Raw genomic sequence first — 24293 nt, 5'->3', positions numbered from 1 at the left:
CATGTCGGACCGATCTCAATATTGGACGCGTATGCTCGCAGCATGGCTCCTGGCGCTGAGCGCGACGATGGGGGCGTTGTTCATCGGCGAGGTGATGGGTCAGATGCCATGCACCCTGTGCTGGTACCAGCGCATCGCCATGTTCCCCCTGGTGCTGATACTCGGAGTCGCTGCCTTTCGGGGCGATCGCGGCGCCTGGCGATATGCGCTGCCCCTGTCGACGATCGGTCTGATCATCGCAGGATACCATTCCCTTCAATTGTCGGGTCTCATCCCCTCGCCCATCGTGCCCTGCTCAGTCAGTGGTCCATCCTGTTCCGGAGCCGGCATGTTGATCATGGGATTTCCGATCCCGTACCTGTCCGCCGTCGCCTTTGCCGGCATCTCGCTCCTGCTCTTGCCCTTCGTGAGGAAAAGTCCATGAACAAACGCCTGGCCGTTGTTGCGGTCGCGCTCATCGCAATCGCCGTCTTCGGGACTGCTGCCTGGTTCTACCGTCCGGCACCGGCTCAACCCACATCGCCCGTGGTAGCAACGTTCCAAGGGGTCCCGTATGTCCGCCCGCATTCACCGGCCATCGGTCCCGAGGACGCGCCGGTGACGATCAGCGAGTTCTTCGATCCGAGCTGCGAGGCCTGTCGGGCGTTTTATCCTATAGTCAAGCAGGTCATGGACCGTCACCCCGGCCAAGTGAAGCTGGTGCTCCGCTACGCTCCGTTCCACGATGGCTCCGACACCGCAGTCAAGATCCTCGAGGCGGCACGGCTGCAGGACAAGTTCATTCCTGTCCTCGAGGCAATGTTGGCCCGCCAGCCGGAATGGGCCGCCCACGGCGCACCGGATCTCGAGCTTGCCTGGAGCATCGCGGGTGAAGCAGGACTTGACGTCGAGCAGGCGAGGCAGGACACCATGCGGCCAGGCATGACAGGCGTCATCAATGCCGACATGGCGGATGTCCAAGCTCTGAACGTGCAGCAGACGCCGACGTTCTTCGTGAATGGGAAGCCGATTGCGCAGCCGGACCCACAAGCCTTGGCGGAACTCGTCGCCAGCGAGGTGGCCGCTTCAGGCGCTCGATGACCGTCCTTGTCACCGAATCCTCGGTCTCATATTCATCATGGGATGGTGAGCAACCCCGACGTACTGGTCATAGGTGGCGGGCAGGCCGCCTGGCCACATCGTACCGCCTCGCGAAGGCCGGTGTATCCCATCTGGTTGTCGACGCTTCGGAACGCATCGGCAACAGCTGGAGACGCCGGTATCACTGCTTGACCCTGTTCACGCCAAGACGATTGAGTGCTCTTCCTGGGCTTGATCCCGGAGGCGATCCGGAAGGATACGCGGGACGCCTCGAGTTTGCCGACTACCTAGATCGCTATGCCACGGTCAACCGGCTGCCGATCCGGAGCGGCTCTCGGGTGGTTCGCCTTGGAAAGTCTGAATCCGTCGAGTCCGCTGCCCATATGGACGACGGCACCGTAATTAACAGTCGGGCCGTCCTCGTAAGCACTGGCGCATTCCAGCAGGCTGCTGTCCCGTCGATCTCGTCAGGCTTCACCCAAGGGGTCAAGCAACTGACGGCGGCCAGCTATCGCTCGCCCCTGAGCGTCGGCAAGGGACCAGTGCTGGTTGTGGGAGACGGCGCCTCCGGGCGGGACATCGCGATGGAACTGGGGCAACTCATGAAGTGCTGATAGCTACTGGCAAAACCCGGCGGCTTTTTCCGGAGCGCCTGTTCGGCATCGGCACATGGACCCTGTTGGACCGTTTGGGTCTGCTTTCTGCGTCAGCGTCGTCTCCGGTGGGACGCCTGATGCGTCGAACAGATCCCTTTCCGGATCGCGGCAGAAGCCTTGCCTCTCTTCGCAGTCATGGCGTGAGTATCCGCCCCAGACTCGTCGAAGCCGCCGGGAAGACAGCACTCTTCTCGAACGGAAGCCGAGCCGATGTCAGGACAGTCATCTGGGCAGTCGGATACCGGCATGCGGACGATCGGATCGAAGTCCCTGCCGGAACGGAAGGACTACACTATCTCGGCAGGCCGTGGCAGCGGAACAGGGCATCGCATTGATCCTGGGCGCGAGCAGCGACTCGAAGGTGGTCGTCGATACTATCGTGCGACAGCTAAGTCAGGAGTGAACGTAGTCGTGGTGGTCCGGCAGCGGATCCTCGATACCGAGAACGGTTGCGTTGACGACGATCTCGGCTTCGCCCAACGAGACTCTTACCGGCACGCTCTCGGCGACCGAAAGACCCAAGGCTTCGACGCGAACGCCATCCGGCTGCATGTAGAGCTCGGCATGTGGCGGCAGGGTCGGCTCGAACTCCTTACCGTCCGGCCTCGTAACCCGGGTCGTAGCTGCCCCGGGAACGTCGATCTGCACGGGGCCTATGGCGGTGATGTTGCGGTTGTTGATGACGAGGTAGATCTCGGCACCACCGGGCTGCGCGCGCACCCAGGCCTCCTCGATCACCAGACCATCTACGACTGCAACCGGCAGTTCTGACCCGGTCGAGGTCACCACCCATCCGTTCAGCAGCAGTGCCAAGATTTCTTTCTTCATGACCACACACTGGCACCGTTGCAGCAGGACGGCAACGGCGAAGGACATGGTGCGACAAGTCGCTTGCTCCTCCAGCGGCTAGAGCATCTACGCTGTATCAGTCAGTGAGGTTTGAATGCCACATTCGCACGGAGCAACGACGGACCGGGACAAAGGGCAAGGAAGGAGGCTGCTCGTGGCCTTGGCGCTCAACCTCGGCATTGCTGTCGCAGAGGTGATGGGCGGGACCATCTCCGGCTCGCTCGCCCTGATCGCGGACGCAGCGCACAACCTGTCGGACGCCGGCTCGGTTCTGGTATCCTATATTGCCTGGCGCATCGCCCAGCGGGTCGCAAACGAGAGGCTAACCTTCGGCTATGCCCGGGCAGAAACCGTTGGCGCGCTCATCAATCTCACGACGTTGATCATGATCGGTCTCTATCTGCTGTGGGAAGCCGGCAGCCGCTTCCTGGAACCGGTGGAAGTCGTCCCTACCACGGTCCTGATCGTTGGCGTCATCGCCTTGATCGAGGACCTGCTCGCAGCGTGGGTGCTCCGCAAAGATCTCGGCAGCCTCAACGTCCGCAGCACCTTCCTCCACATGATCGCCGATGCGCTGGGTACCGTTGCGGTGATCGCCAGCGGCATGGCCATCATGATCTGGGGACCATCGGCATCCTGGGTCGATCCCGCCGTAACTGCCCTGATCGCCGTCTACGTCCTGGTCCACGGTTCGACGGAGATCCGCGAATCGATAGCGGTGCTGATGGACAGTGCTCCCAAGGGCTTTGATCATGCCGGCCTGGTGCGGCATCTGCGGGCCGCGGACGGCGTCGTCGATGTCCATCATCTCCATGTCTGCAGATCAGCGAAGGCCGGACGGCGATAGAAGTGCATCTTGCGACCGATCGCAACGATCTCGCCGCCGCCACGGACCTGAAGGAGGCGCTCAAGGAGAGCTTGCACGACCAGTTCGACGTGGAGCACGCCACCATCGAGATGGAGTTGGCCGGCAAGGTCGAACACGATCGCGACATTGTTCCCAAGTCCGGAGGGTGAGGCTCACGAAGGGGTAACCCTCCTTGCCTATGGTTGCCAGGAACTGAACCGGACCTCCCCATGCTCGCTCGATTCATCCAAGCCACCGCACTCGTCATCGCCGCTGTCGTGCTGGCCGGCTGCAGCCAGTTCGTTGGCGACAATCGCCACAACGTCCCTCTGCCTAAGGCGCTGGTCGAACAGATGGCGGCTATCGGCTCCTCACCAATTGAACCGATGATGATCCGGGTCTTCAAGGAGAGTTCCGAACTCGAGGTCTGGAAGCGGACCAGCAGCGGCCAGTACGCACTGCTCAAGACCTATCCGATCTGCAAGTGGTCGGGCGCGCTCGGACCGAAGATCCAAGAAGGCGACTACCAGTCGCCGGAAGGCTTCTACGACGTCACTCCTGCCTTGATGAACCCGAAGTCGACATACTTCCTGTCGTTTAACGTCGGCTTCCCGAACAAATTCGACCAGGCCTGGGGCCGCACCGGCAGCTACCTGATGATCCACGGCGACTGCAAGTCGGTGGGTTGCTACGCCATGACCGACGACGGCATCAAGGAACTCTACGCCATGGTTCGCGAGAGCTTCAGGGGCGGCAATCGGTCCGTGCAGCTGCAGTTGCTGCCATTCCGCATGACGGAGGCAAATCTCGCGCGGCACGCCGCCAGCCCCCATGTCCCCTTCTGGCGCAACCTCAAGGAGGGCACGGACATTTTCGACCGCACGCTGCAGTTGCCGGCGGTGGACGTGTGCGAGAAGCGCTACGTGTTCAACCGCACGGGCGCCGCTCCGCTCGATCCCAACGGAACCTGCCCCGTCGCGCCGCTCTCGACCATGGCGGCCCTTTGATGGGTTAAGGGCGCCCGGCACCGGGGGCGGTACGGCCCGCGAAGGCGCCGGTGATGGTCGCCATCAGCAGCATGACGACGCCGGCGGTGATGCCGACGTCGGCCAGGTTGAAGGTGGGAAAGTGCCAGCCGCCCGCGTGCAGGTCGATGAAGTCGGTGACCGCGCCATCGGGAATGCGGTCGACGAGATTGCCCAGTGCCCCGCCCAGGATGGCGGCGTAGCCAAAGCGCTCGAGTCGTCCACGGCTCCTGTGCCACAGCCAGGCGACCACTGCGGACACCACGAGGGTCACGAGGACGATGGCCCACCAGCCCCCGGGCCCGTCCGCGGCGAACATGCCAAAGCTCACGCCGGTATTGAATCCCAGGGTAAGGTTCAACACCGGCAGCACCGGCACGCCAGCCCCGTCGAGGTACATCAGGGCGGCCTCCTTGGTGGAGGCGTCCACGCCGATGACGCCCAGAACGAGGAAGAGCGAGGAGTCGCGATTGCTCATCGGCCAGCCTGCCGTAGGTCAGACCTCGCATCGCGGATGATCGACCAGGCCGATTGCAGGAAAAGGCCCGCGACGGCGAAGGCGACGATCAGATCCGGCCATTGCGACCCGGTCCACCAGACCGCACCCGCGGCGGCGACCACGGCGAGGTTGCCGATGGCGTCGTTGCGGGAGAACAGCCACACCGCGCGCATGTTGGCATCGCCCTTGCGGTGCGGGATCAGCACCACTGCGGCCAGCACGTTGACGACGAAGGCCACCAACGCGAACCCACCCATCAAGAGGCTCTCCGGCTGGTGCTCGATGAAGACGCGATAGACGGTGGAGGCGACCACGCCCAGTCCCAGAAGGCCAAGGAAGATGCCTTGCAGCAGGGCCGCCTTGGCACGGGCGGCAAGGCCCCAGCCCACGGCGATCAGGCCCAGGAACGAGATCAGCCCATCGCCGAGGAAGTCGAGGGAATCGGCCTGCAGGGCTTGGGAGCCGGCGATGAAGCTGCCGGCGATCTCGACGATGCCGTATCCGACGTTGAGCAGAACGACGATCCAGAGGGCCCGCTTGTAGGCCGGCGTGACATGGGAAAGGTCCGGAATGTGGTCGTCGTCGTCACCGTCCTCGTCGTGGTCATGCTCGGAGCCAGAATCCTTGCGGACGCCGATGCGGTCAAGCTGGTAACCCAGATCGGTCACGGCGGTCTCGAGCACCGGCAGACGGCGGCTCGGGTCGTCGACTTCCAGCGTCATGACCTGCGATGCGATGGAGACCTTTACGTCCTGAACGCCTTCAACCTTGCGGGCGGCCCCTTCGATCTTGGCGGCGCAGGATGAGCAGTCCATCCCGGTGACTTGGTAGCGTACGGTTTCGGCAGCAGCGCTCATGCCCTTGCTCCTTCTTGAGACGATTTGGTGCAGAGGCTACAACCTGTAGTCACTACAGGAGCAAGCAGGAAATGCAGATAGGGGATCTATCCCGCAACGCGGGGGTCAATGTCGAGACCATCCGCTACTACGAACGGGCGGGCGTGCTGCCCCTCCCGGCCCGCCAGGGCAACGGGCGCCGCGTCTATGGCGAAGCCGACGTCCGCCGCCTCGGTTTCATTCGCCACGCCCGGGACCTGGGCTTCGACCTGCAGTCCATTCGCACCTTGCTGGCCTTGCAGGAACAGCCCGAGGCCTCCTGCACCGATGCCAGCCGAATCGCCCAGGCTCAACTGGACGAGGTCGAACGCCGCCTGGCGCAGTTGCAGAGCCTGCGAGCAGAATTGTCGCGGATGGTCGCCGAATGCCGGAAAGGGGTCGTCGCTGAATGTCGCGTCATCGAAGCGCTCAACACCTCGCCGTTCTGATCGCGGTCGCCTTGGCGGGAGCGGAGGGGGCGGCCCTTGCCGAAGACGTTTCCGGCAGGCAGGTCTATGTCGACCATTGCGCAAGCTGCCATGGCGCGAACCTCGAAGGTCAGCCGCACTGGAAGCGGCGGCTGCCGACCGGGCGCCTGCCGGCACCGCCCCACGACGCGACCGGCCACACCTGGCACCACTCCGACCGGCAACTGTTCCGGATCGTCAAGGAAGGGCCGGCGGCCATGATGCCCGGCTACGAGACCGACATGCCAGGCTTCGGTGCGGTGCTCGACGACGGCGAGATCGCCGCCGTGCTCGACTACATCAAGAGCACTTGGCCCGAACGCCAGCGCGACGTGCAGGCCGCCAAGTCCGCTTCGGACCCGCTCCGACCGTAGACATCACCGTCAGGCCGGGGCGTTGGCGGCGACCGGAAGGGCTCGCTTGTGGGCGGTCGCGCGATAGGCGTTCACGATCCGATCGCGGGCGAAATCGGGAACCGCCCTGCCTTCGAGGAAATCGTCGATCTCGTCGTACGTAACCCCATAGGCGTCTTCGTCGGGCCGCAAAGGAGCATTGTCCTCGAGATCCGCTGTAGGCACCTTGAACACCAGCTCCGACGGCACGCCGAGGTGGGCAGCTATGGCGCGGACCCTCCGCTTGTTCAGGCCGGCCAAAGGCAGGATATCGGCGGCCCCGTCGCCGAATTTGGTGAAGAAGCCCATGACCGCCTCGGCGGCATGGTCGGTGCCGATGACGAGGCCCTTTAGACCTCCCGCCAGGGCGAACTGGGCGATCATCCGCTGCCTCGCCTTGACGTTGCCGAGCAGGAAGTCCTCCCGTCCCTCATTCTCGGGCTCGAAACCGGCTGCACGGATCTGTTGCCACATGGCGTCAGCAGCAGGCTTGATGTTCACGGTGAAGGTCTGGTCAGGATCGATCGCCGCCAACGCCGCCCGGGCATCCTTCTCGTCGGCCTGCACCCCGTATGGCAGCCGCACCGCGACAAACCGAGCTTCATGCCCTTCCGCCCTAAGTTCACGGGCGGCACGCTGCGCGAGCAAGGCCGCCGTGGTGGAGTCGATGCCGCCGCTGATGCCCAGGACATAGGTGGCAAGTCGGGAGCGCACGAGGTAATCCTTGAGGAACGCCACCCGTCGCTTCGCTTCGGCAGGCGCATCGAACGCCGGAGCGACGCCCAATTCGGTGATGATCTGGGCTTGCGTGCTCATTGTCCCGGCTTCCTTTCATCCGCCCTGTTCATGGTCTGGACGCCCCGTTCCAAGGAGCGGTTCATCTACTTGTCACCCTGCATTCGCGCAATGAACATGGACCAGTAGATTTCGGCAGCTCCCTCGAGCGTGAGGTGCTCCTCGCTTTGGCCGCCGAACGAGCGCATGCCCATGCTGCGCAGGAACATCGACTGCTCGTCGGCATCCACTCTGAGGTTCTCGTTATAGCCGTTCGACTCCATGGTTTCCCCATCGACATAGCTGATGCCGTTCGTTGAGAACCCGCCGCCCATGAAGATCGTGCAACGGGTGATGGCCTTCCCGCCTCGGTAGACCGCCGCGGTGAAACGGTTGGTGTCGATCCGCCGGAAATCGCCGTCGATGCCGTCGTTGCGCTGGGCCAGCTCCAGCAGGGAGTTCTCGAAATATTTCGCCAGGAACTCGAAGGCTTCCACCCTGAAACGGTCCTTGTCCCGATCGGTGAAGCTCTTCGCCAAGCGAAGGTTGCTGGACCTTGGGTGCGACGCAACCGCGGTCGTGGACGAAACCGATCTTCCAGGCTCCGGGTGGGACGGAGCCGGGTTGACGAATCGCCCCGCCGCTTTCCTGATGTCCTTGACCACGTCGAGCATGGCCACATCCCGGTCTGGCCATTGCGTCACCGGCTTGCCGTCCGAAGGTGTGGCCCGCAGCTTGCCGAAGGGAGCATGGTGCCATTCGCAGGGTCGAAGGATGACCGGGATGACGATGGCTTCACCTCTGGCCTGCCGATCCAGGGCGACGGTCATTTCCTTGTCGTAGCAGTAGTCCGATGCCAGGAAGTCGGGACTCACCAGCAGGAGCACTATCTCGGCACTCCGGAGTTCCGCACTGATCGAACCGTCGAGTTTCTCCCCAGCAACGATGCGCCGGTCGTGCCAAGTCTCGATCACGCCCTGGCGTTTAAGCATGGCCAACTGGGTCTCCAGTTGATCGCGGAGCAGTTCGTCACGATGGGAGTAGGAAAAGAACACTGTGGTCATGGTTGCTTCTGGACACGCGTGAGGGAACGGATCAGGCGTCGTGCTGGTGGTGCCTGCACTTGCCATGGTCGGCGAGGATCTCGATGACCTGGCAGCTCTCGACCCGACCGTGCGAGCAGCCTTCCACCATCCGCTCCAGCTCGGCCCCGAGTGCCTTGAGGCTGGCAATCTTGTCCTTCACTTCGAGAAGACGAGCCTTGGCGATGGTGTCGGCGTCGGCACAGGACTGATACGGGCGATCCTGCAGGTCGAGAAGTGTTCTGATCTGGTCGATCTCGAAGCCAAGCTCGCGAGAATGCCGGATGAAGGTCAGGCGCTCGGCATCCTTGCGGTCATAGGTCCGGCGGTTCCCTTCGGTGCGCGGCGGAGCCGGCAGCAACCCGATCTGCTCGTAGTACCGGATGGTGGGGATCTTGACCCCAGTTGCCTCCGAAACTTTCCCGATCGCGATGCCGTGACTCATTTCCGCTTGCTCCTATAGTGACTGGAGGATGTACGGCAATGATGGAGAATTCAAGGAGTCGCTGCCGATGGACGCAAGGATTAGAACCACACGCTTCCGTGTTGAAGGCATGGATTGCGCCAGCTGTGCTTCAAAGGTGGACACCGCGGCACGCCTCATCCAAGGAGTCGAGGACGTATCCGTTTCCGTCGTGTCGGGCACCATGTCGGTGAAGCACTCGGACGGCGCCGATCTCGCCGATCTTGCCCGACGTGTCTCCAACTTGGGCTACCCCACCCGCCAGGTGCAGAATGCATCCACGGCGCGACCCGCAACCGAGCATGGCGACGACCATGCTCATGGTTCTGCCGGTGGCGGACACCTCCATATGCACGGGGAAGAAGAGGAAGGGGTTCCTTGGTGGCGTACCCGGAAGGCTATGCTGACCATATCCTGCGGCATCGCCCTCGTGCTGGCCTATCTTGTCGGCCAGGTTCTCCCAGAGGCAGGGCACTGGGCGTTCCTCGTCGCCCTACTGGTTGGTCTGGTCCCCATCGGACGCCGCGCGATTGCCGGTGCCTTGGCAGGAAGTCCCTTCTCCATCGAGACGCTCATGTCCATCGCCGCGGTGGGTGCGGTGATCATCGGTGCCACTGAGGAAGCGGCTACGGTTGTCCTGCTCTTCCTCGTGGGCGAGATGCTGGAAGGTTTCGCGGCCAGCCGTGCACGGGCAAGCATCAAGGGTTTGGCGGATCTCGTCCCCAAGACAGCCTTGCTGGTCGATGGAGAACAGGTGCGCGAGATCGAGGCGTCCAGCCTGGCCATCAAGCAGGTCGTCCTGGTTCGCCCTGGCGATCGCGTCCCCGCGGACGGCGAGATCGTAGAAGGCCGTGGTGCCATCGACGAGGCACCGGTAACGGGCGAGAGCGTGCCCAAGAGCAAGGGTGTCGGCGACACAGTCTTTGCCGGCACCATCAACACCGACACGGCAATAAAGGTGCGGGTGACGGCGGTGGCTGCGGACAACACCATCTCTCGGGTCATCGCCCTCGTGGAGGAGGCGCAGGAATCCAAGGCACCTACGGAGCGCTTCATCGACCGGTTCTCGAAATACTACACGCCTGCAGTCCTGGTGGTCGGAGCGCTGGTGGCGGTCGTTCCGCCGCTGCTTCTTGGCGGCTCGTGGGGCGAGTGGGTCTACAAGGGCCTTGCCATCCTCCTTATCGGCTGCCCCTGCGCATTGGTCATCTCGACCCCTGCAGCGATCGCCGCTGCGCTTTCCGCCGGTGCCCGTCGCGGCCTCCTCCTCAAGGGGGGTGCCGTGCTCGAGGAACTGCGTCGCATCGACACCGTGGCCCTCGACAAGACCGGCACCCTCACCGAGGGCAAGCCGGTGGTCACCGACATCATCCCTCTCGCCTCCACCGAAACGAACCTGCTCTCAATGGCTGCGGCGATTGAGACCGGATCCAGTCACCCGCTCGCGCTGGCGATCGTCAGGAAGGCGAAGGAGACGAACGCACCCATCCCGCCTGCCTTCGACAACCGGGCGATCCCGGGCAAGGGCGTTGCAGGCAACGTGGGCGGAACCCAGGTGCTGCTGGCATCCCCCGACGCTGCCGGGAACGAGACGTCCATACCGGAGGACGTTCGCACGCGTATCGGCCACCTCAACGACGAAGGCAAGACGGTGTCGATCCTTCTGGCCGACGGAAAGATCGCTGGCATATTCGGAATTCGCGACGAACCGCGTCAAGACGCGAAGGCCGGCCTGGCGGTGTTGAAGTCATCCGACATCCGCACCATCATGCTCACCGGCGACAACGAGCGCACGGCAAGGGCCATCGGCTCCGACCTCGGCATCGAAGTGCGTGCGGGTCTGCTTCCCGAGAACAAGCAGGCCATCGTTCGCCAGCTGCAGGCTGAAGGCCGCGTCGTCGCCAAGGTCGGCGACGGCATCAACGACGCCCCTGCCTTGGCCGCGGCCGACATCGGCATCGCGATGGGAGGGGGTACCGACGTTGCGCTGGAAACCGCCGATGCCGCCGTACTTCACGGACGCGTCACCGATATCGCCGACATGATCGGCCTTTCGAAGGCGGCCATGGCCAACATCGGCCAGAACATCACCTTGGCCCTGGGTCTCAAGGCAGTGTTCCTGGTCACCACCGTCATCGGCATCACCGGGCTGTGGCCGGCGATCCTGGCGGATACCGGCGCTACGGTGCTCGTCACCGCGAATGCAATGCGGTTGCTCGGGTGGAAAGGCATAGGTGGCCGCGCATGAGCCAACGGTACAGGCCGCCTATCGCCTTGATGCTGTTCCAATTAGGGTTGTGGGGCTCGGTGGTGTTGATCGTCGGCTGGTTCGTGCTGACGCCGATGCTGCATGACAAAGCTCCCCGGAACGAGGTCATCCCGCCTTCCGCGGCCCCCGCCGCAGCGACCGAATGATGCCGCGCGAGTGCATCATCCGGTCACATGTCCGAACGCGGCCTGCACCACTAGCCTCCGGGCGATTTCGAAACCAGCATCAAGGCAAGACGAACATGAAGACGCTCCTGACCACCTTGCTCCTGCTAGGGCCCGCGATCCCCGCCGCTGCGCACGAGTTCACCGTTGGTGACCTCTATGTCGATCATCCCATGATCGAGGAGGCACCTCCGAACGCTCCGGTGCTCGGCGGCTACCTTTCCATCGCGAACAGGGGCGGTAGCGACGACCGGCTGGTCGCCATCGAGAGCGCAGCGGCAAGGAAGGTGGAACTGCACCGCTCGTCCGTTACCGATGGGATCGCACGCATGCAGCAGATCACCGATGGTCTCGCCGTACCCGCCGGAACCACGGTCGAGCTCGGGGACGGGAACCATGCCATGTTCCTCGATCCGGACCGTCGCTATGTAGCAGGCGATGAGATCGGGGCCACGCTGGTGTTCGAAAATGCCGGACGCGTGGACGTAGTCTTCGAGGTCGAGAAGCGCTCGGCGGAATCCGCCGCCAGCAGCCACGGGGACCACGCCCGGTGAAAAAGCCGGCATCGGGACTGCGAACCCTGCGCGCCGTGCTCTGGACCCTTGTGGCGGTCGCGGCAGCAGGCACCCTTTACCTGACCTACGGCACTGGCCGGCAGCAGGCGGAGGCCGGCGAGGCGTTCTACGCCAAACCGTTCTCCCTGGTGAACCAGGATGGAGCTGCCGTTTCGGAAGCCAGTTTTCTTGGCAAGCCCTCGGCATGGTTCTACGGCTTCACCCATTGCCCCGACGTCTGCCCCACCGCTTTGGCCGAGATGTCCGGCATCCTCGAGGCGCTGGGCCCGGACGCCGAGAAGCTGCAGGTGGTCTTCGTTTCCGTTGATCCCGAGCGAGATACCCCCGAGGTCATGAAGGACTACGTCGACTACTTCGATGCCCGCATCACCGGTCTGACCGGAAACCTGGACCAGGTCTCCGCCATGGCTAAGGACCGCTACATCTTCTTCGAAAAGGTGCCGGTCGAAGGGGGCGACTACACGATGGAGCATCAGGCCTCGATCCAGCTGGTAACGTCGGACGGGCGGTTTTTCGGCACGTTGGCCACAGAGGAAGGCATTGATGTCAGGCTCGCAAAAGTGCGACGACTGATCGACCAAGGCTAGGCAGACACGGCCCGCCGTAAAGGCGGCGCCGCTTCAGTCACCGTCCCGGTCTTTCGCACCGCTCCCCTGCCGATACACCCCTTCGGGTTGATCGGGGCCGCTGAAGGATATGCCCGCGTCCATAAGCGCATCGCTCATGCCGGTGATGCTTGCTTCCGTCACTCGGTCGCCGCCGATCTCATAGGCAGCAACCGTGCGGCGGCCAATGCCGCTACGCGCCGCCAGTTGCTGCTGGCTCCAGTCCAGGAGCGCTCGTGCCGCCCTTATCTGGGCCGGACTGGGATGTCTTCGCTCTTCCATGAGGCCGCGGTTCCGAATCGAAAGATGTAGCACTTAGTTAACCAGAAACGGCGTCGTTGCACAAAATGTACATCTGCGCTTGACATCTTCGGAGATTTCCTCTAGTCACTATAGCATTGGAAGCGACGGTGCCGATCGCACCCCAAGAAACCTTCCCCCGCGTGCCGACTTGCTGCACGACGTCCTCGATTGACCATCGCGCTCAGTCTGCTCATGCATGCAGGGGGAGATTTCCGTGTCCTTGTACGTGCGTTCCCAAGATTCCCGTCACGACGATCAGAAGTCCCGCCAGCTTCGCCATCGTGACGTTCGGCGGAAACTCTCGTCCATCCTGTTCGACTCCATGTCCCGAACACCAGGCGTAGCTCTGGTCGGAACGGATCCGCTCGTCAGCTACTTCGCGACCTCGGTGGGGCTGGACGGCGCTTGCCTCGCGACATGTCAGGCGATGCTCGACGTCATCGGCCCCGTGACCATCGTCGGGGTCCCGAGCCGCTTGTGGTACCGGCGCAACGCGATGGACCGGCTCCAAAGGTTGAGGGCTTCGATGGAGGCTTGCGGTCGCCTCTGCGTCCTCATTCCCCAGCCCGTCATCGTCATGCTCGATCGCGAGGGTGACGAAAGCTCGTCGGGAAAAAGGGTAGAAGTCCTGCTCGAGCTTATACGCGATCCGCAGGGGATGGGCGTCGACCACCCTTGTTGCGGGCCAGTCTTCGGCGATCCTATAGGCTGCCGCGCTATGCGCTTGCTGACTGGCGCCGACTGCCGCGCATAGACCGCCACCCGAACCTCACCCCCTTTGTTGATGGACCCGCTCCTGCGGAGCCGGAGGACACCTATGCGTCGAGATGATCCGATCACCGCCGCTCCAAGCCCGCTGCTGACCCAACTGGTCTATCGTGCCGGCTTCGACCGCAATGAGCTGGAACTCTCCCTGGAGGACCCGAACGTCAAGATCCTGCTGTTGCCACCGGGTTTCGACCCAGACTGTTTCAAGGTCCGGGACCTCGGGCACATGCTCGAGGCCTATGGCCTGCCCTACAAGATAATGGCCCGGTCGAAAACCTAACCGCCGCGCCAACTTCGCTTACGCCCCCACCCTGCAACTTGGAGTACTCGCATGCTCGAAGCCGATGCTGCACGCCCCTCGCCATGGTCGCCTAAAGCCGACCTTGTTCCCGAACGACGCCGCCGTTCCCTGCGCCGGTCCGCCGAGGCCCTGGTTCTTGTCCACCCGGCCATCAGAAGCCTGCAAGGCGACGCCGTCATCGAAGGCATCGCCGACGATCTCATGATCGGACCCGGTGACTTCACAGCCCTGAAGGTCTCCATCTCGGGCCGCGAGGTTTATCTGGTCTGCGTCTGCAACGCGGCCTGGCGCGGCCATGGCAGGCATGCCTTCTTCGAACTGAAGGCACTGGCCGCAACCATGGGCCACACGGTCGTGCTGGTGCCGGAATCGTTCATCCGCCGCGAGCCCCGCCTAACCAACGCCATGATGATCGCCGGTGCCGAAGGTGCAGAGATCGGCTTGACCGACCGCATGAAGCTGTTGGCCCACTTGATCGACAACGGCGGCAGCGCACCTTTGCTGGACCTGGCGGTGATGGTACGCGGGGAGGAGCCGGTCTCGGCCATAATGGCCCTGGTCGTCGAAGGCGGCCTCTATATCGACCTCGACAAGCCGATCCTTCCCGCCACCGAAGTGCACCTGGTGCAGCCGCTATGAGCCGGCGCCACCAGGCCGTGAACTTCTTCGGCGCCGATCCCCTCGCCACCGCGGATCGACTCGAATCCTTGGCCGCCGACCTTCGCCTGCTTGCATCCGGTCACGCTCCGTCTGCCGCGCAATTGGCGCAGGCGCCCACGCTCGGGGACTGGGGCGTGCTGTCGCGCTCCGGCATCGCCTTGGTCGGCACGGTCAAACGACATCCGAGGATCGCGGACCATCGCCCTGCGATCACTTCCGAGCTTTTCGCCGTCGACGGGGACGAACGCTGGGCGAGGACGATGAGCCGGTACTACCTGCTCGAGCCGCGCGGCACCGGGAGGAAACAGCATGGGTGAGCTCGACGATTTGGTTTTCCCAAAGGAGTTGTATGAGATGAGGACGATCAAGAACACCAAGGACGAGCGCACGATCCAGGAGCGGCTGGCCGATCTCGTGGTCGAGCGCACTCTCCCCAAGTCGGTGCGCAACGCGTTGGCCAAGGGCACGAGCGGGCACCTGGTGGTCATCGTACCTTCGACGGAATGGCAGGAGCCGATCGGCGAGGCCATCGCGGAGCTGCACGACTCGGTCCACTCGGTTTACCCCGGCGGCCCGAAGGCGGCTAAGGACGACCGCAAGGCGGTCAAGTTCCATCTGGAAGCCGGGCACGTGGTGGTCGGGGTGGCGGTCACGCCGTCTACCCTTCCACCGTTGCTGCGCACCGTGGCATCCGTGACGGCGACCGTGCCAGCTCCGGACCCTGCCTTGTTGCGGAGTTTCCTTCGGAGCGTTTGCACCGGTCCGGTTCCCCGCGGCCTCGATGCACTCAACGTCGGCGCACTCGACTTCGACGAGATTTGCTCGCTCGTCTCCTTCCAGGCGGAAGCCGCCGTGGTCGTCGAGAAGCTTAGCCAAGCGATCGCCAACAAGACCGGCATGACCCGCGGAAACGAGGTCCTCCCCTCCATGGAGGAGGCTGTCGAATTCGGTGATGCTCGTCGTTGGGCGCAGGACCTCAAGATCGACCTGGCAGACGTCGCCGCACGACGGATCGGGTGGGCCGACGTCGATCGCGGTATTGTCCTCCATGGCCCGCCGGGCACGGGCAAGACCACATACGCTCGGTCATTGGGCCAATATCTCGGCATTCCCGTTGTCATCGGCAGCATTGCCGACCTGTTCGCCAGTACGACCGGATACCTCGATACCGTCATCCGTGCCCAGAGGGATTTGTTCGAGCGTGCTCGCAGCGCCGCCCCATGCCTGCTCTTCCTGGACGAGTTGGACCAGGTGCCCAATCTTGATGCCACCGACAGCAAGAACAGGGACTATTGGGCTCCGGTCGTCGCGGATTTCCTGATTGCATTGGACGGTGCCGTCGCCGAAAGGGCTGGTGTCATCGTAGTCGGAGCGACGAATCGACTCCATGCGATTTCGCCCGCCATTCTGCGAAATGGGCGCCTCGAGCGAGCGGTTTTTCTGGGGCCGCCCGGACCGGATGGCGCGATGCGCATCCTCCGGCACCATCTCGGCTCGGCGTTGCCGGGAGCCGACCTCGGTGGTGTCGCTACGATCTGCGCCAGCCGGGCGATGACGGGTGCGGACATCATGGACGTCGTCCGCAGGGCCCGGCGCAAGGCCCGTCGCGCCGACAGGGACATCACGCTCGACGACCTCAAGTCCGTGCTTATGCCCGGCAGGGAAACGCCCCCCGATGTGGCTAGGCGCATTGCCATCCACGAGTCCGGCCATGCCATCCTTGCGGCACTTCACATGCCGGAACGCCTGAACCTGGTGACCATCGAACCGGGCGGAGCCGGCGACAATAGCGGCGGTCACACCCAGATCGCCGTGTCGGGAACCCCGATCGAGACCATTGTCGAACTCGAGAACCGGGTGGAGATGCTCTTGGCAGGACGCGCAGCCGAGATCCTCATCTACGGCTCGCCCAGTTCGGGTGCGGGTGGGTCCGCCACAAGCGACCTTGCCCTGGCCGTCCAGACCTTGGCGATCGCCTATCTGACGCTTGGTTTGGTCGACGGCACACCCCGTTGGCGCTGCGAACCCGAAGACGTGATGCTGCACCTCATGCGCGACCCGATCGCCTGCCGTGCAGTCGAGACACGGCTGGGCATCTTGGCCGATAGGTCATTGAAAACTCTCAGCGCGAATCGGGAGGCGCTCGGAAGACTGGCCGACGAACTGCTGGCGCGAAGAACTGTCAGCCGAGATGACATTCTGGCCATTATCGAGGTCGAAGCAGGGTCGTCAGGCGCCCCGATTCACTCCCAATCACCGTCTTGGGACGGACCATAGTGTGGCTTTTTGGCAACTAAGGACGATTTTGCACTAAACCTGTGGACAGCTGGAATTAACATTTTTTGGGGTGTCAACATTGGATCGGCGAATCACGACACTAGCTGGCGAAATCGCCTTTGAACCCTCAACGGGCCCGACTGGCACGGTTGGCTCTTGCCGTTGGATCGACGTCGGACGACGCTCGAAGCAGTTAAAGTAGAACATTAAGAAACTGGAATAAGGTGGAGTCAGGACTCGACCATTGCCGATATTCGTCGACCAGAAAAATCGCGGAGGGCCTTTCCAAGCTCTAGCTTTTCCGCAGATGATGATGGCGGATTCGAACGGCAGCGTAGTCCGAAGAGAATACCAGAAAATGAAAACGCCCCGGATTTCTCCAGGGCGTTAAAACAAACGACGACCCCTCCAAGCCTGCAAGCACCGGGGCACGTCTCAAGCACGGCGGTGGACCGCAAGGCCCGTCGCCATCGAACCGGCTTCGCAGCCGACGCATCTACCGGCCTCACGGCCGACAAACGCAACACCATGGACCTTCCGGCCCGTGGCCATGGAACCGGCCTTACGGCCCGAACCACGCCCAGGAGTATCTGCTGGACGCATCGCCGCGTCAAGCTTTCTCCGGGCGTGAGCAGGAGAACTCATGCCCGAACTCCCCGGCGATACCGAAAACATCGCCTTCGACACTCCCGTGCCCGATGCCCTGTCGCGTCGGCCACGCAAAAAAGAACGGCTTGATCTGAGTCGTCAACTCCGCATGGACCGCGAACTGGTCGTGGCCCACATCTTCGTTGCCGACGATGGCGGTCCCGTTCGCACCATCATCAACGGGCGGCACCGCAAGCCCACCGGTCGCCATTACATGATCAAGGCCGGTTTCCGCAGTTCGCCATGGGAAAGCATGGAGGGCGAGTATCCCTTCATGCAGCTCTGCGAGGTGGCGACGGCGGTGCACCGCTTCCTGGCTCAGCCCCACCGGCTCGAGATGCAGGTCGTGGGCAGCGCCAAGCACTGGGTATACTTCCCCGATGCCCGGATCGAAGTCGATCGCGCGTTCGGCGAGATGCTGCTCAACGATGTTCCGTTCGACCGGGCCGTTGCGGAATGGCGCCCGCACATGGCGGACGGCGTGAACATGGTGATGTTGGTTGAGGTGAAGACCGACAAGGACCGTCGTGCCGACGAGAGTGACTACAAGGCCAAGCTGACTCTGGCGCGGGAAGTCTACCACCGGCTCGGCTGGGGCTTCGTCACCATTCGCCAGTCCGACATCGCCATGCAAGACATAGCCTATTCCGTCCGTGAAATCGGCCTAGACCATGACACCTCGGTCGATGCCGAGGATGTGCGGGTGGCCGCCGAACACGTGGCCGCACCTTACGCCGATCTTGCCGGCCTGGTTCGTGCGCTGGGCGGTCGCCCCATCGGCATGGCCAAGGCCGCGGCCCTGCACGTGCGCCGCGTCGTTCACATCGGTCTCGACAACGACCTGCGTCCCGACACCCGTGTCCGCCTGGTCGGCGACGGCAAGGACCTCTATGGGGTTATGCGTCGATGAGCTTCAACGGCATGAACCTGCCCAGGATCGACTTCGACCTCGAGAAGGACGACGTCTACTGGATCAAGGAAGGCCCCGACAAGACTTGGGCTGCCCGGTTCGTCCGCATGGACATGCGCGGTCTTCTCGTCTTCGACCGTGCCGACGGACCCGATTTCACCGTCGCTGTCCCGCTCTTCAAGCGCATGCGTTCGGACGGCAGGGCCGTGCGGGTTCCGGTGAAGCTGCGGACCCGGAAGAGCCCGCTCGAGCTCGGTGATGTCGACCCGACCAACCTGCTCGATCCCGAGGAAACCGGCATCACCGTGACGGAGCAGTCGCGCCGTCTGAAGAAGGTCGAGATCTTCAACCATGCGAAGGATGTCCGCTGGTTCGTGGTGGAGGCCGACGAGAAGCCGCTGCTCACCCGCGGCCATGCCGGCATCCGGGACTTCATCCAGTCCAAGGAGGCGGAGGCGCGCCGCAACGGCGTCACCTTCATCCCCTCGGCACCGACCCTGCTGCGAGCAATCGACCAGTGCGGGGTCTTCCAGTCCCGCCCGCTCTCCGCGTTCTTCTACGACTACGGCAAGCACGACAAGCTCCGCCGGTGGCACCCCGCGGTCATCCGCGAGGCCGACAAGATGGTGCAGGCCTACTGGCACCCGGACAAGAAGCCGCTGCACGAGGTCCGCAATGACTTCTGGGACGCCATCAACACCGAAATCAACGACCTGAAGGCCAAGCTGCTGCCGGTGCCTCCTTCCTTGCGCAAGCCGTCCAAGGAATGTGTTCGTCTCTGGATCAACCTCGCCGAAGATTGGTACCGCTGGAAGGAGCGCTACGGTCAGCTTGCCGCCGACGCCCGCTTCCGCGGTCGCGGCAAGCACATCGAGGCGACCCGTCCGCTCGAATACGTGGCTTTCGACCACACCATCGTGGACTGCTGGGCCCTGGTCGAGGACGCGGACGGCAACATCCTCCTGGTCGAGAAGCCCACCCTCACGCTTGCGGTGGACGTTTTCACCCGCATGCGCCTGGGCGCGGTGCTCACCTACGAGCCGCCCTCCATCTATACGGTCAACCTCTGCCTCAAGCAGGTGATCCGCTTCAAGGACTTTCTGGTCGACGAGTTCGGCGATGTGAAGGGCGCCTGCGATGGTTGGGGCAAGCCCAAGTGCATCATCGTCGACAATGGCTGGGAATTCGTCGGCATGTCCTTCCAGGCGACCTGCGAAGCTGCCGGCATCTCGGTGATCTGGGCACCCGTCCGCACGCCCCAGTTCAAAGCCGTCGTCGAGCAGGCGTTCGACGACCTCAACGAGCATGTCTGGCACCGCCTCCCGGGGGGCATCCCGCTGACCCCGCAACTACGGGCCAAGCTGGGCATCGATAACCGCGTCAACTCGGCCCACACGATCCGCCAGTTGGAATACCTGATGTGGCACCACCTGGTACACGTTCGCCACCTCGAGCCCAACGCGGAAATCGGCTGTGCCCCGGCGCAGAAGTGGGCCCAGGGGATCCAGAACAAGTCACGGGCCACCGTCGACGATCCTGCCTTGTTCGACGGTCTTCTCGGCCAGGGTAAGCGGTGCGTCCTCACCCCGCAGGGTGTGGCCGTCGATGGCCAGCGCTTCCACGATCCCGAGATCACCTCCGAGCTGCTCAACCGCCTGCTCAAGTACGGGCGCAAGAAGCACGTCAAGGGGTCCTTCCACAAGACGGGCAACGTCGACGTCTACGTCACGTGCGACCGCGTCGACGCCAGCTACGTGATGATCTGGGACTTCGACCGCCGCAAGTCGGTCAGGATGCCCAATGTGAAATCCCGCTATACGCAGGGCACCAGCTGGAAGGTGGTCGAGGCGGTCGAAGCCTTCGCCACCGCCCAGAGCATCGCCTTCCACGATGAGGACGCGATGATCGCGGCGAGGGCCGCTTACAACCGGATGATCCGCTCGCAACTGCCGATCGAAGGTTTCGGCAAGGCCCGTAAGCGTGCAGCCGAGATCGACAAGGCCCCCAGTCTGGTCCCGGGCGACCGTGTCATCCAGGAGGCAGTGCAGGCGACGCCTGACGGAAGTGCGGACGTTCGCCACGACACGGCGGCGATCCACAGGACCGACGACCGCATCCCCTCCATCGGGCGCGATCGCGGGAAGCCCAAACGGGAGAAAAAGCCCCGCGACAGCCCCGGCAAGGCCCGACCGCCGGGGCTTCCGGTGGTCGCCCTCGCGTCCCAAGCCCCGTCCCATACCGAAGACTTCGCCCTTTCCGACCCGATGGACTTCCTGCGCCAACTCGCAGCTGCAGATCAGGAGTAAACACCATGAACAAGATCGTCTCCCCCTCCAACATCGCCATGATCACCAGCGCTGTCTGGACCACCTTCGAGTCCCTGCACATCACCCACGATGCTCTAGCCAAGGCCCACGAGCAGTTCGATGCCGTCCGCCTGGCGCACGCCAAGACCAAGAACAATGGCAAGCCTCGCCGTTGCCTCTGCATCTTCGCACCGTCCCATTCGGGCAAGAGCCACACGGTGAGCAGCTACATCCACAATACCGTGCTGCCGCACCTCGTGGTGGAGGACCCGTCGCTGGCTGCCATGGATACGGACGAACTGGCTCGCAAGCAGAAGAAGGTCGTGCACGTGACCCTGTCCGCCCAGGCAACCCCCAAGAGCTTGGCCACGGATATCCTGATCGCTCTCGGGGACCCGGATCCGGACAAGGGCACCAAGCCCACGCTTTGGGGAAGGGTCTACAAGTTGATCGCCAAGCTGGAGGTCGAGCTGCTGATTATCGATGAAGTGCAGCACCTTGCGAACAAGCGCATCAAGATCACCGAAACCGGCGACCCCATCGTCTTCGACCATTCGCGTGACCAAAACGTGGCCGATACCCTGAAGGTCATGATGATCCGCGGGTCGGTCCCCCTGGTCTTCATGGGCATCCTGCAGGCCCGCGATCTCGTGATGGCGAGCACACAGTTCAAGGGTCGAGTCCTCGACGAGATCGACTTCGAGACTCCCCGCTGGGCGGTGGAGAAGGAACGTCTCGACTTCATGTCCTTCTGCGGGCGCCTGGCGCTCAAGCTGAAGGAGACCGGCCTGTTCGAGGAGCCACCCCCGCTCGTCCACGACGACATCCCCAGCCGGCTCTATGTAGCATCGCGGGGTCGCCTCGGTCTGCTCTGCCGCATCGTCGAGAAGGCGACCATCCTCGCACTCACCCGCGGCAACAAGGTGCTCACCCGCAAGGATCTCGAGGAAGCCGTGGACATCATCATCGTGGGACGCGGCGAGCTGGCCGAGAACCCGTTCCATGCGGCCACCAAGAGCCTGGAGCTGGTCTGATGCCAAGGCTCCCTATCCCAGTACGCATCGCTGAGGACGAGCACCTGGCCGGCGCACTTTGCCGGGCGACGTCGGCCAACGGTCGCCGCTTTCCTTCGGAGGTTCTGGCCCTCGTCGATATCGAGACGTTGCACCCGGCGAGCATTGCAGCCAGTCTCGATGAGGTGGGTGCCGCCGGCCTCGCCGAACTGCTGGGAACGGAGGTGGCGTCGCTGCGGCGCGCCACCCACCCCATTGCAGACGATGGCCGTTGCCTTTTCTTCGGCACGTCCATTCGCACCAAGCACCGCGAGGGACCGGTCCGCCGCGTCTCGCCCCGTGGGCTTGCCGAAGCGCCCTATATCCGCGCCATGTGGCAACTCAGGCCGATCGGCTTCGATCCCTGCACCAAGGAGCTGCTGATCTCGGAATGCCCGGTATGCGGCGCCACCTTGGGGTTCTCCCGCACCTATGGCGTGTGCTTCTGCGACCGCTGTGCGGGAAATGACGACCTGGGTTTCGTGCAGCCCGCGGTCGACCTCCGGGATTTCCCGCAGCCGCTCGTCGAGATCGAGGACATCGCGGCACTGGACTTCGTCACCGGGCTGGTCGACCCCGACCCGGCGGTTCGGGAACGGTTCGCTCCGGCGTTGGACGATGATCTGACCGGCCTCGACCGCGGCGAGATCTTCGACCTGTGCATGGCCATCGTCGGGGTCCTCGATCAGGATCCGAAAAGGGCCGTCACCTCTCCGGCGAAGCCCACCACGCGTAGCGACTACGAACGTCTGTTCACCCCCGAACGCTTGGCGGAAGCCGGGCGGATCATCCTGGACTGGCGTATCGGTTTCGATAGCTTGTGCGAACGGGCTCGTGCCACATCTCATGATCGCCCGGGCTTCTACGGCATCAAGGCCGAACTCGGACAGGTCTATGCGCTCACTGTGGACCGGACGTTGACCGAAAATGTGCGCAAGGTGGTTCGGGAGGCGGTCCTTCGCAACATGGCGACGAGCTCCGCCGGCGTAACCGTGCGGCGGACCGAGCACCGCGGTCGCACCGACCTGATCACGTCCCAGCAGGCCGCCGAACGCTTCGGCATTCGCCTGAAGCTCTTCCAACGGTTGGCCAAGACACCGGAGCTGACGCACCATCGCGCCCCTGGGACGAAGAAGGGGCCGGTGCTGTTCGTCGCGGAGGAGATCGCGGCACTTGCGGCATTGCGGGCGGATCTGGAAAGCTCCTCGTCGGTTGGCCTTCGCCTCGGCATCCCGAACGGGGCCGTTGCGCAGCTGGCGCAGGCGGGCCTGATCGAGAAGGTGACGGGGCCGGTGCTGCTGACGGTGGTCGGCAAGAACCAATATCGCCGCTCCACCGTGGATGCCCTGATCCGCGACATCGAAGCCAAGATCGGCAGCGGGCCCACCGGCAGCTTCCATATCCGGCTCAGCAAGGCCATGTACCGGATGCCGGCTGGCGAAAAGCCGTGGATTGCGCTCGTCCAGGCCGTGCTGGCAGGCCGTTTGGCGGTGTTCGAGGTGGCGGGTCGCCTGAGCGCCACCCTGGTCAAGCTCGCGGCATCTTCCTTCGAGGAGGTGGTGGCAGCCGTCGCCGATGAGGCTGGCACCAGCGACGACGTCGAGCCGATGGTCACACGTGCCGAGGCAGCCGACATCCTGGGGATCACGGTGGCTACGGTGATCGGCATGATCGATGCCGACCTGTTGCCCGAGCACGGGTCCGGTGTCTGCAACCTGCGCCGCGCCGACGTCGTGCAAGTCGCCCGGACCTATATCTCCACCGCCGAGGCCTCTCGCCTTATCGGCGTGGGTTATCGCTGGGTCCGAGGCAAGCTGGCCGAGGGCGGTATCGAGCCCGTGGCCGAACTCAGCGAGCACCGCGGCATCCTCTATGACCGAGAACAGGTCACGGGCTGGCTCGCCACCTTGCGGAAGGACGCGGCATGACCAGCATGGCTGGACGCGAAGCTGCAATGGATGAACTCGAACGCCGGCGAGCCGAGGCCAAGGTCATGGCCCATGAGGCTCACCAGGCCGACATGTTCCTTGAGGCCGACATCGACGCTGCCGGGTCAGCTGAGGAGATTGAGTCGTTGCTCCTTCGCAAGAAGAACCGCCGACCTCGGACGAGGAAGCATGTGAGCGTTGATAATGGTGAACACCAGCAGCTCGACTTCGAGTACGCGATCGCCACGGATGTCACCGACGATACACACGTAGCCCCGAAGGCATGCCGGCGGGACGCGATCGTCCTGATGCGGGCTCGTACGTGTGGTGCAATGACCACCCGTTCGACTTGGGCCTGGTGTTCTGGCGGTCCGGCTCTCCGGAAGCGACAAAAGCATCGCCAGTGCGCAGGAAGGGGTGGGCTGATACCGCTGGCACGTTCCGATCTGGTACGCGGCAAGCGTGGTGTCTCGCCAGATAAAGCCCTAACCTTCAAGGAACTTGATCTTATCCCGTAA

29 protein-coding genes are annotated in these 24293 nt (G+C 63.6%); 22 read left to right on the top strand and 7 right to left on the bottom strand.

Translation table 11 applies throughout. The features are described 5' to 3' along the window. The first annotated feature begins 1 nt into the window (after position 1). From JI748_RS03380 to JI748_RS17370, 3 genes are read left to right on the top strand one after another with little or no spacing between them, the layout of a single operon-like run. A complete protein-coding gene (locus JI748_RS03380; protein ID WP_233280603.1) occupies positions 2-424 on the top strand; it encodes a disulfide bond formation protein B in 423 nt (140 codons plus the stop codon). Next, the gene (locus tag JI748_RS03375) at positions 421-1080 is read left to right on the top strand and encodes a DsbA family protein (RefSeq protein WP_201635077.1); all 660 of its coding nucleotides are present in this window, start codon (positions 421-423) and stop codon (positions 1078-1080) included. Before JI748_RS03380 ends, JI748_RS03375 begins: the two co-directional genes overlap by 4 nt. Beyond that, entirely contained in the window at positions 1077-1694 is a 618-nt protein-coding gene (locus JI748_RS17370) for an NAD(P)-binding domain-containing protein (RefSeq protein WP_233280602.1), read from the top strand. The genes JI748_RS03375 and JI748_RS17370 overlap by 4 nt, the downstream gene beginning before the upstream one ends. Before the next feature lie 435 nt (positions 1695-2129). Here the strand turns inward: JI748_RS17370 and JI748_RS03365 are convergent, their stop codons facing one another. After that, positions 2130-2564, bottom strand: a complete 435-nt coding sequence (locus JI748_RS03365) for a copper chaperone PCu(A)C (RefSeq protein WP_201635075.1) — start codon at positions 2562-2564, stop codon at positions 2130-2132. A gap of 175 nt (positions 2565-2739) precedes the next feature. Here JI748_RS03365 and JI748_RS03360 point away from each other — a divergent pair, with 175 nt between their 5' ends. Genes JI748_RS03360 through JI748_RS03350 form a run of 3 tightly spaced genes read left to right on the top strand, consistent with a single transcriptional unit; the run spans position 2740 to position 4439 of the window. Further along, the gene (locus JI748_RS03360) at positions 2740-3432 is read left to right on the top strand and encodes a cation diffusion facilitator family transporter (RefSeq protein ID WP_201635073.1); all 693 of its coding nucleotides are present in this window, start codon (positions 2740-2742) and stop codon (positions 3430-3432) included. A gap of 2 nt (positions 3433-3434) precedes the next feature. Then, positions 3435-3602 carry a hypothetical protein gene (locus JI748_RS03355; protein WP_201635071.1) on the top strand — a complete coding sequence of 56 codons (168 nt, stop codon included), beginning with the start codon at positions 3435-3437 and terminating at the stop codon, positions 3600-3602. Between the two features lie 60 nt (positions 3603-3662). Continuing rightward, on the top strand, positions 3663-4439 hold the full coding sequence (locus JI748_RS03350) for a L,D-transpeptidase family protein (protein WP_233280601.1): 777 nt from the start codon (positions 3663-3665) through the stop codon (positions 4437-4439). A 4-nt stretch (positions 4440-4443) separates the two neighbouring features. Here JI748_RS03350 and lspA read toward each other — a convergent pair whose 3' ends face one another. Both lspA and JI748_RS03340 read right to left on the bottom strand, forming a co-directional pair. Next, entirely contained in the window at positions 4444-4935 is a 492-nt protein-coding gene (gene lspA, locus JI748_RS03345) for a signal peptidase II (RefSeq protein ID WP_035083859.1), read from the bottom strand. Beyond that, positions 4932-5813 carry a cation transporter gene (locus JI748_RS03340; protein ID WP_233280600.1) on the bottom strand — a complete coding sequence of 294 codons (882 nt, stop codon included), beginning with the start codon at positions 5811-5813 and terminating at the stop codon, positions 4932-4934. The genes lspA and JI748_RS03340 overlap by 4 nt, the downstream gene beginning before the upstream one ends. Before the next feature lie 71 nt (positions 5814-5884). On the opposite strand from JI748_RS03340, the gene JI748_RS03335 reads away from it, so the two are divergent. Beyond that, positions 5885-6280: a MerR family transcriptional regulator gene (locus tag JI748_RS03335; RefSeq protein ID WP_201635069.1), complete on the top strand. Its 396-nt coding sequence runs from the start codon at positions 5885-5887 to the stop codon at positions 6278-6280. Next, entirely contained in the window at positions 6241-6672 is a 432-nt protein-coding gene (locus JI748_RS03330; protein WP_201635067.1) for a c-type cytochrome, read from the top strand. The genes JI748_RS03335 and JI748_RS03330 overlap by 40 nt, the downstream gene beginning before the upstream one ends. A gap of 9 nt (positions 6673-6681) precedes the next feature. On the opposite strand, the gene nadE is transcribed toward JI748_RS03330, so the two are convergent. The 3 genes from nadE to JI748_RS03315 form a co-directional block, all read right to left on the bottom strand. Beyond that, entirely contained in the window at positions 6682-7506 is an 825-nt protein-coding gene (gene nadE / locus JI748_RS03325; RefSeq protein WP_201635065.1) for an ammonia-dependent NAD(+) synthetase, read from the bottom strand. A gap of 65 nt (positions 7507-7571) precedes the next feature. Continuing rightward, positions 7572-8528: a toll/interleukin-1 receptor domain-containing protein gene (locus tag JI748_RS03320; protein ID WP_201635063.1), complete on the bottom strand. Its 957-nt coding sequence runs from the start codon at positions 8526-8528 to the stop codon at positions 7572-7574. Between the two features lie 31 nt (positions 8529-8559). Beyond that, positions 8560-8991 (bottom strand): MerR family transcriptional regulator, encoded by a 432-nt coding sequence (locus JI748_RS03315; protein WP_201635061.1) that lies wholly within the window; start codon positions 8989-8991, stop codon positions 8560-8562. Positions 8992-9058: 67 nt separating this feature from the next. Here JI748_RS03315 and JI748_RS03310 point away from each other — a divergent pair, with 67 nt between their 5' ends. The 4 genes from JI748_RS03310 to JI748_RS03295 all read left to right on the top strand — a co-directional run bounded on the left by JI748_RS03310 (position 9059) and on the right by JI748_RS03295 (position 12604). Further along, positions 9059-11257, top strand: a complete 2199-nt coding sequence (locus tag JI748_RS03310) for a heavy metal translocating P-type ATPase (RefSeq protein WP_201635059.1) — start codon at positions 9059-9061, stop codon at positions 11255-11257. Further along, positions 11254-11424 carry a hypothetical protein gene (locus JI748_RS03305; protein WP_201635057.1) on the top strand — a complete coding sequence of 57 codons (171 nt, stop codon included), beginning with the start codon at positions 11254-11256 and terminating at the stop codon, positions 11422-11424. The genes JI748_RS03310 and JI748_RS03305 overlap by 4 nt, the downstream gene beginning before the upstream one ends. Before the next feature lie 95 nt (positions 11425-11519). Then, positions 11520-11996 (top strand): copper chaperone PCu(A)C, encoded by a 477-nt coding sequence (locus JI748_RS03300; protein WP_201635055.1) that lies wholly within the window; start codon positions 11520-11522, stop codon positions 11994-11996. After that, entirely contained in the window at positions 11993-12604 is a 612-nt protein-coding gene (locus JI748_RS03295; protein ID WP_233280599.1) for an SCO family protein, read from the top strand. Before JI748_RS03300 ends, JI748_RS03295 begins: the two co-directional genes overlap by 4 nt. A 33-nt stretch (positions 12605-12637) precedes the next feature. Here the strand turns inward: JI748_RS03295 and JI748_RS03290 are convergent, their stop codons facing one another. Beyond that, a complete protein-coding gene (locus tag JI748_RS03290; RefSeq protein ID WP_201635053.1) occupies positions 12638-12904 on the bottom strand; it encodes a helix-turn-helix domain-containing protein in 267 nt (88 codons plus the stop codon). Between the two features lie 235 nt (positions 12905-13139). Between JI748_RS03290 and JI748_RS03285 the strand changes: the two genes are divergently transcribed. From JI748_RS03285 to JI748_RS03240, 10 genes are all read left to right on the top strand, one after another. Further along, complete coding sequence (locus tag JI748_RS03285) at positions 13140-13679, top strand: hypothetical protein (protein ID WP_201635051.1); 540 nt, start codon at positions 13140-13142, stop codon at positions 13677-13679. A 63-nt stretch (positions 13680-13742) separates the two neighbouring features. Beyond that, positions 13743-13973, top strand: coding sequence for a hypothetical protein (locus JI748_RS03280; protein WP_201635049.1), 231 nt, complete (start codon positions 13743-13745; stop codon positions 13971-13973). A 51-nt stretch (positions 13974-14024) separates the two neighbouring features. After that, positions 14025-14633 carry a hypothetical protein gene (locus tag JI748_RS03275; protein WP_201635047.1) on the top strand — a complete coding sequence of 203 codons (609 nt, stop codon included), beginning with the start codon at positions 14025-14027 and terminating at the stop codon, positions 14631-14633. Continuing rightward, on the top strand, positions 14630-14971 hold the full coding sequence (locus JI748_RS03270; RefSeq protein ID WP_201635045.1) for a DUF6634 family protein: 342 nt from the start codon (positions 14630-14632) through the stop codon (positions 14969-14971). Before JI748_RS03275 ends, JI748_RS03270 begins: the two co-directional genes overlap by 4 nt. A gap of 37 nt (positions 14972-15008) precedes the next feature. Then, on the top strand, positions 15009-16931 hold the full coding sequence (locus tag JI748_RS03265; RefSeq protein ID WP_201635043.1) for an AAA family ATPase: 1923 nt from the start codon (positions 15009-15011) through the stop codon (positions 16929-16931). 643 nt (positions 16932-17574) lie between these two features. Further along, positions 17575-18489, top strand: a complete 915-nt coding sequence (locus JI748_RS03260) for a hypothetical protein (protein ID WP_201635040.1) — start codon at positions 17575-17577, stop codon at positions 18487-18489. Next, entirely contained in the window at positions 18486-20795 is a 2310-nt protein-coding gene (locus JI748_RS03255) for an integrase catalytic domain-containing protein (RefSeq protein WP_201635038.1), read from the top strand. Before JI748_RS03260 ends, JI748_RS03255 begins: the two co-directional genes overlap by 4 nt. 5 nt (positions 20796-20800) lie before the next feature. Next, positions 20801-21829, top strand: coding sequence for an AAA family ATPase (locus JI748_RS03250; protein WP_201635036.1), 1029 nt, complete (start codon positions 20801-20803; stop codon positions 21827-21829). Further along, positions 21829-23775 carry a hypothetical protein gene (locus JI748_RS03245; RefSeq protein WP_201635034.1) on the top strand — a complete coding sequence of 649 codons (1947 nt, stop codon included), beginning with the start codon at positions 21829-21831 and terminating at the stop codon, positions 23773-23775. Before JI748_RS03250 ends, JI748_RS03245 begins: the two co-directional genes overlap by 1 nt. After that, entirely contained in the window at positions 23772-24293 is a 522-nt protein-coding gene (locus JI748_RS03240) for a hypothetical protein (RefSeq protein WP_201635032.1), read from the top strand. The genes JI748_RS03245 and JI748_RS03240 overlap by 4 nt, the downstream gene beginning before the upstream one ends.

This window comes from Devosia rhizoryzae (assembly GCF_016698665.1).
In the GTDB taxonomy this organism is placed as follows: domain Bacteria; phylum Pseudomonadota; class Alphaproteobacteria; order Rhizobiales; family Devosiaceae; genus Devosia; species Devosia rhizoryzae.
This window is presented reverse-complemented; position numbering and strand designations above follow the sequence as displayed.

Excerpts from the sequence above, each read along its gene's own strand:
- JI748_RS03260 (WP_201635040.1), top strand. The coding sequence starts at position 17,575 with ATGCCCGAACTCCCCGGCGATACCGAAAACATCGCCTTCGACACTCCC.
- JI748_RS03320 (WP_201635063.1), bottom strand. The coding sequence starts at position 8,528 with ATGACCACAGTGTTCTTTTCCTACTCCCATCGTGACGAACTGCTCCGC.
- JI748_RS03365 (WP_201635075.1), bottom strand. The coding sequence starts at position 2,564 with ATGAAGAAAGAAATCTTGGCACTGCTGCTGAACGGATGGGTGGTGACC.
- JI748_RS03270 (WP_201635045.1), top strand. The coding sequence starts at position 14,630 with ATGAGCCGGCGCCACCAGGCCGTGAACTTCTTCGGCGCCGATCCCCTC.
- JI748_RS03375 (WP_201635077.1), top strand. The coding sequence starts at position 421 with ATGAACAAACGCCTGGCCGTTGTTGCGGTCGCGCTCATCGCAATCGCC.
- JI748_RS03280 (WP_201635049.1), top strand. The coding sequence starts at position 13,743 with ATGCGTCGAGATGATCCGATCACCGCCGCTCCAAGCCCGCTGCTGACC.
- JI748_RS03315 (WP_201635061.1), bottom strand. The coding sequence starts at position 8,991 with ATGAGTCACGGCATCGCGATCGGGAAAGTTTCGGAGGCAACTGGGGTC.
- JI748_RS03380 (WP_233280603.1), top strand. The coding sequence starts at position 2 with ATGTCGGACCGATCTCAATATTGGACGCGTATGCTCGCAGCATGGCTC.
- JI748_RS03305 (WP_201635057.1), top strand. The coding sequence starts at position 11,254 with ATGAGCCAACGGTACAGGCCGCCTATCGCCTTGATGCTGTTCCAATTA.
- JI748_RS03290 (WP_201635053.1), bottom strand. The coding sequence starts at position 12,904 with ATGGAAGAGCGAAGACATCCCAGTCCGGCCCAGATAAGGGCGGCACGA.
- JI748_RS03245 (WP_201635034.1), top strand. The coding sequence starts at position 21,829 with ATGCCAAGGCTCCCTATCCCAGTACGCATCGCTGAGGACGAGCACCTG.
- JI748_RS03255 (WP_201635038.1), top strand. The coding sequence starts at position 18,486 with ATGAGCTTCAACGGCATGAACCTGCCCAGGATCGACTTCGACCTCGAG.
- JI748_RS03250 (WP_201635036.1), top strand. The coding sequence starts at position 20,801 with ATGAACAAGATCGTCTCCCCCTCCAACATCGCCATGATCACCAGCGCT.
- JI748_RS03350 (WP_233280601.1), top strand. The coding sequence starts at position 3,663 with ATGCTCGCTCGATTCATCCAAGCCACCGCACTCGTCATCGCCGCTGTC.
- JI748_RS03335 (WP_201635069.1), top strand. The coding sequence starts at position 5,885 with ATGCAGATAGGGGATCTATCCCGCAACGCGGGGGTCAATGTCGAGACC.
- JI748_RS17370 (WP_233280602.1), top strand. The coding sequence starts at position 1,077 with ATGACCGTCCTTGTCACCGAATCCTCGGTCTCATATTCATCATGGGAT.
- JI748_RS03310 (WP_201635059.1), top strand. The coding sequence starts at position 9,059 with ATGGACGCAAGGATTAGAACCACACGCTTCCGTGTTGAAGGCATGGAT.
- JI748_RS03240 (WP_201635032.1), top strand. The coding sequence starts at position 23,772 with ATGACCAGCATGGCTGGACGCGAAGCTGCAATGGATGAACTCGAACGC.
- JI748_RS03330 (WP_201635067.1), top strand. The coding sequence starts at position 6,241 with ATGTCGCGTCATCGAAGCGCTCAACACCTCGCCGTTCTGATCGCGGTC.
- JI748_RS03300 (WP_201635055.1), top strand. The coding sequence starts at position 11,520 with ATGAAGACGCTCCTGACCACCTTGCTCCTGCTAGGGCCCGCGATCCCC.
- nadE (WP_201635065.1), bottom strand. The coding sequence starts at position 7,506 with ATGAGCACGCAAGCCCAGATCATCACCGAATTGGGCGTCGCTCCGGCG.
- JI748_RS03275 (WP_201635047.1), top strand. The coding sequence starts at position 14,025 with ATGCTCGAAGCCGATGCTGCACGCCCCTCGCCATGGTCGCCTAAAGCC.
- lspA (WP_035083859.1), bottom strand. The coding sequence starts at position 4,935 with ATGAGCAATCGCGACTCCTCGCTCTTCCTCGTTCTGGGCGTCATCGGC.
- JI748_RS03340 (WP_233280600.1), bottom strand. The coding sequence starts at position 5,813 with ATGAGCGCTGCTGCCGAAACCGTACGCTACCAAGTCACCGGGATGGAC.
- JI748_RS03265 (WP_201635043.1), top strand. The coding sequence starts at position 15,009 with ATGAGGACGATCAAGAACACCAAGGACGAGCGCACGATCCAGGAGCGG.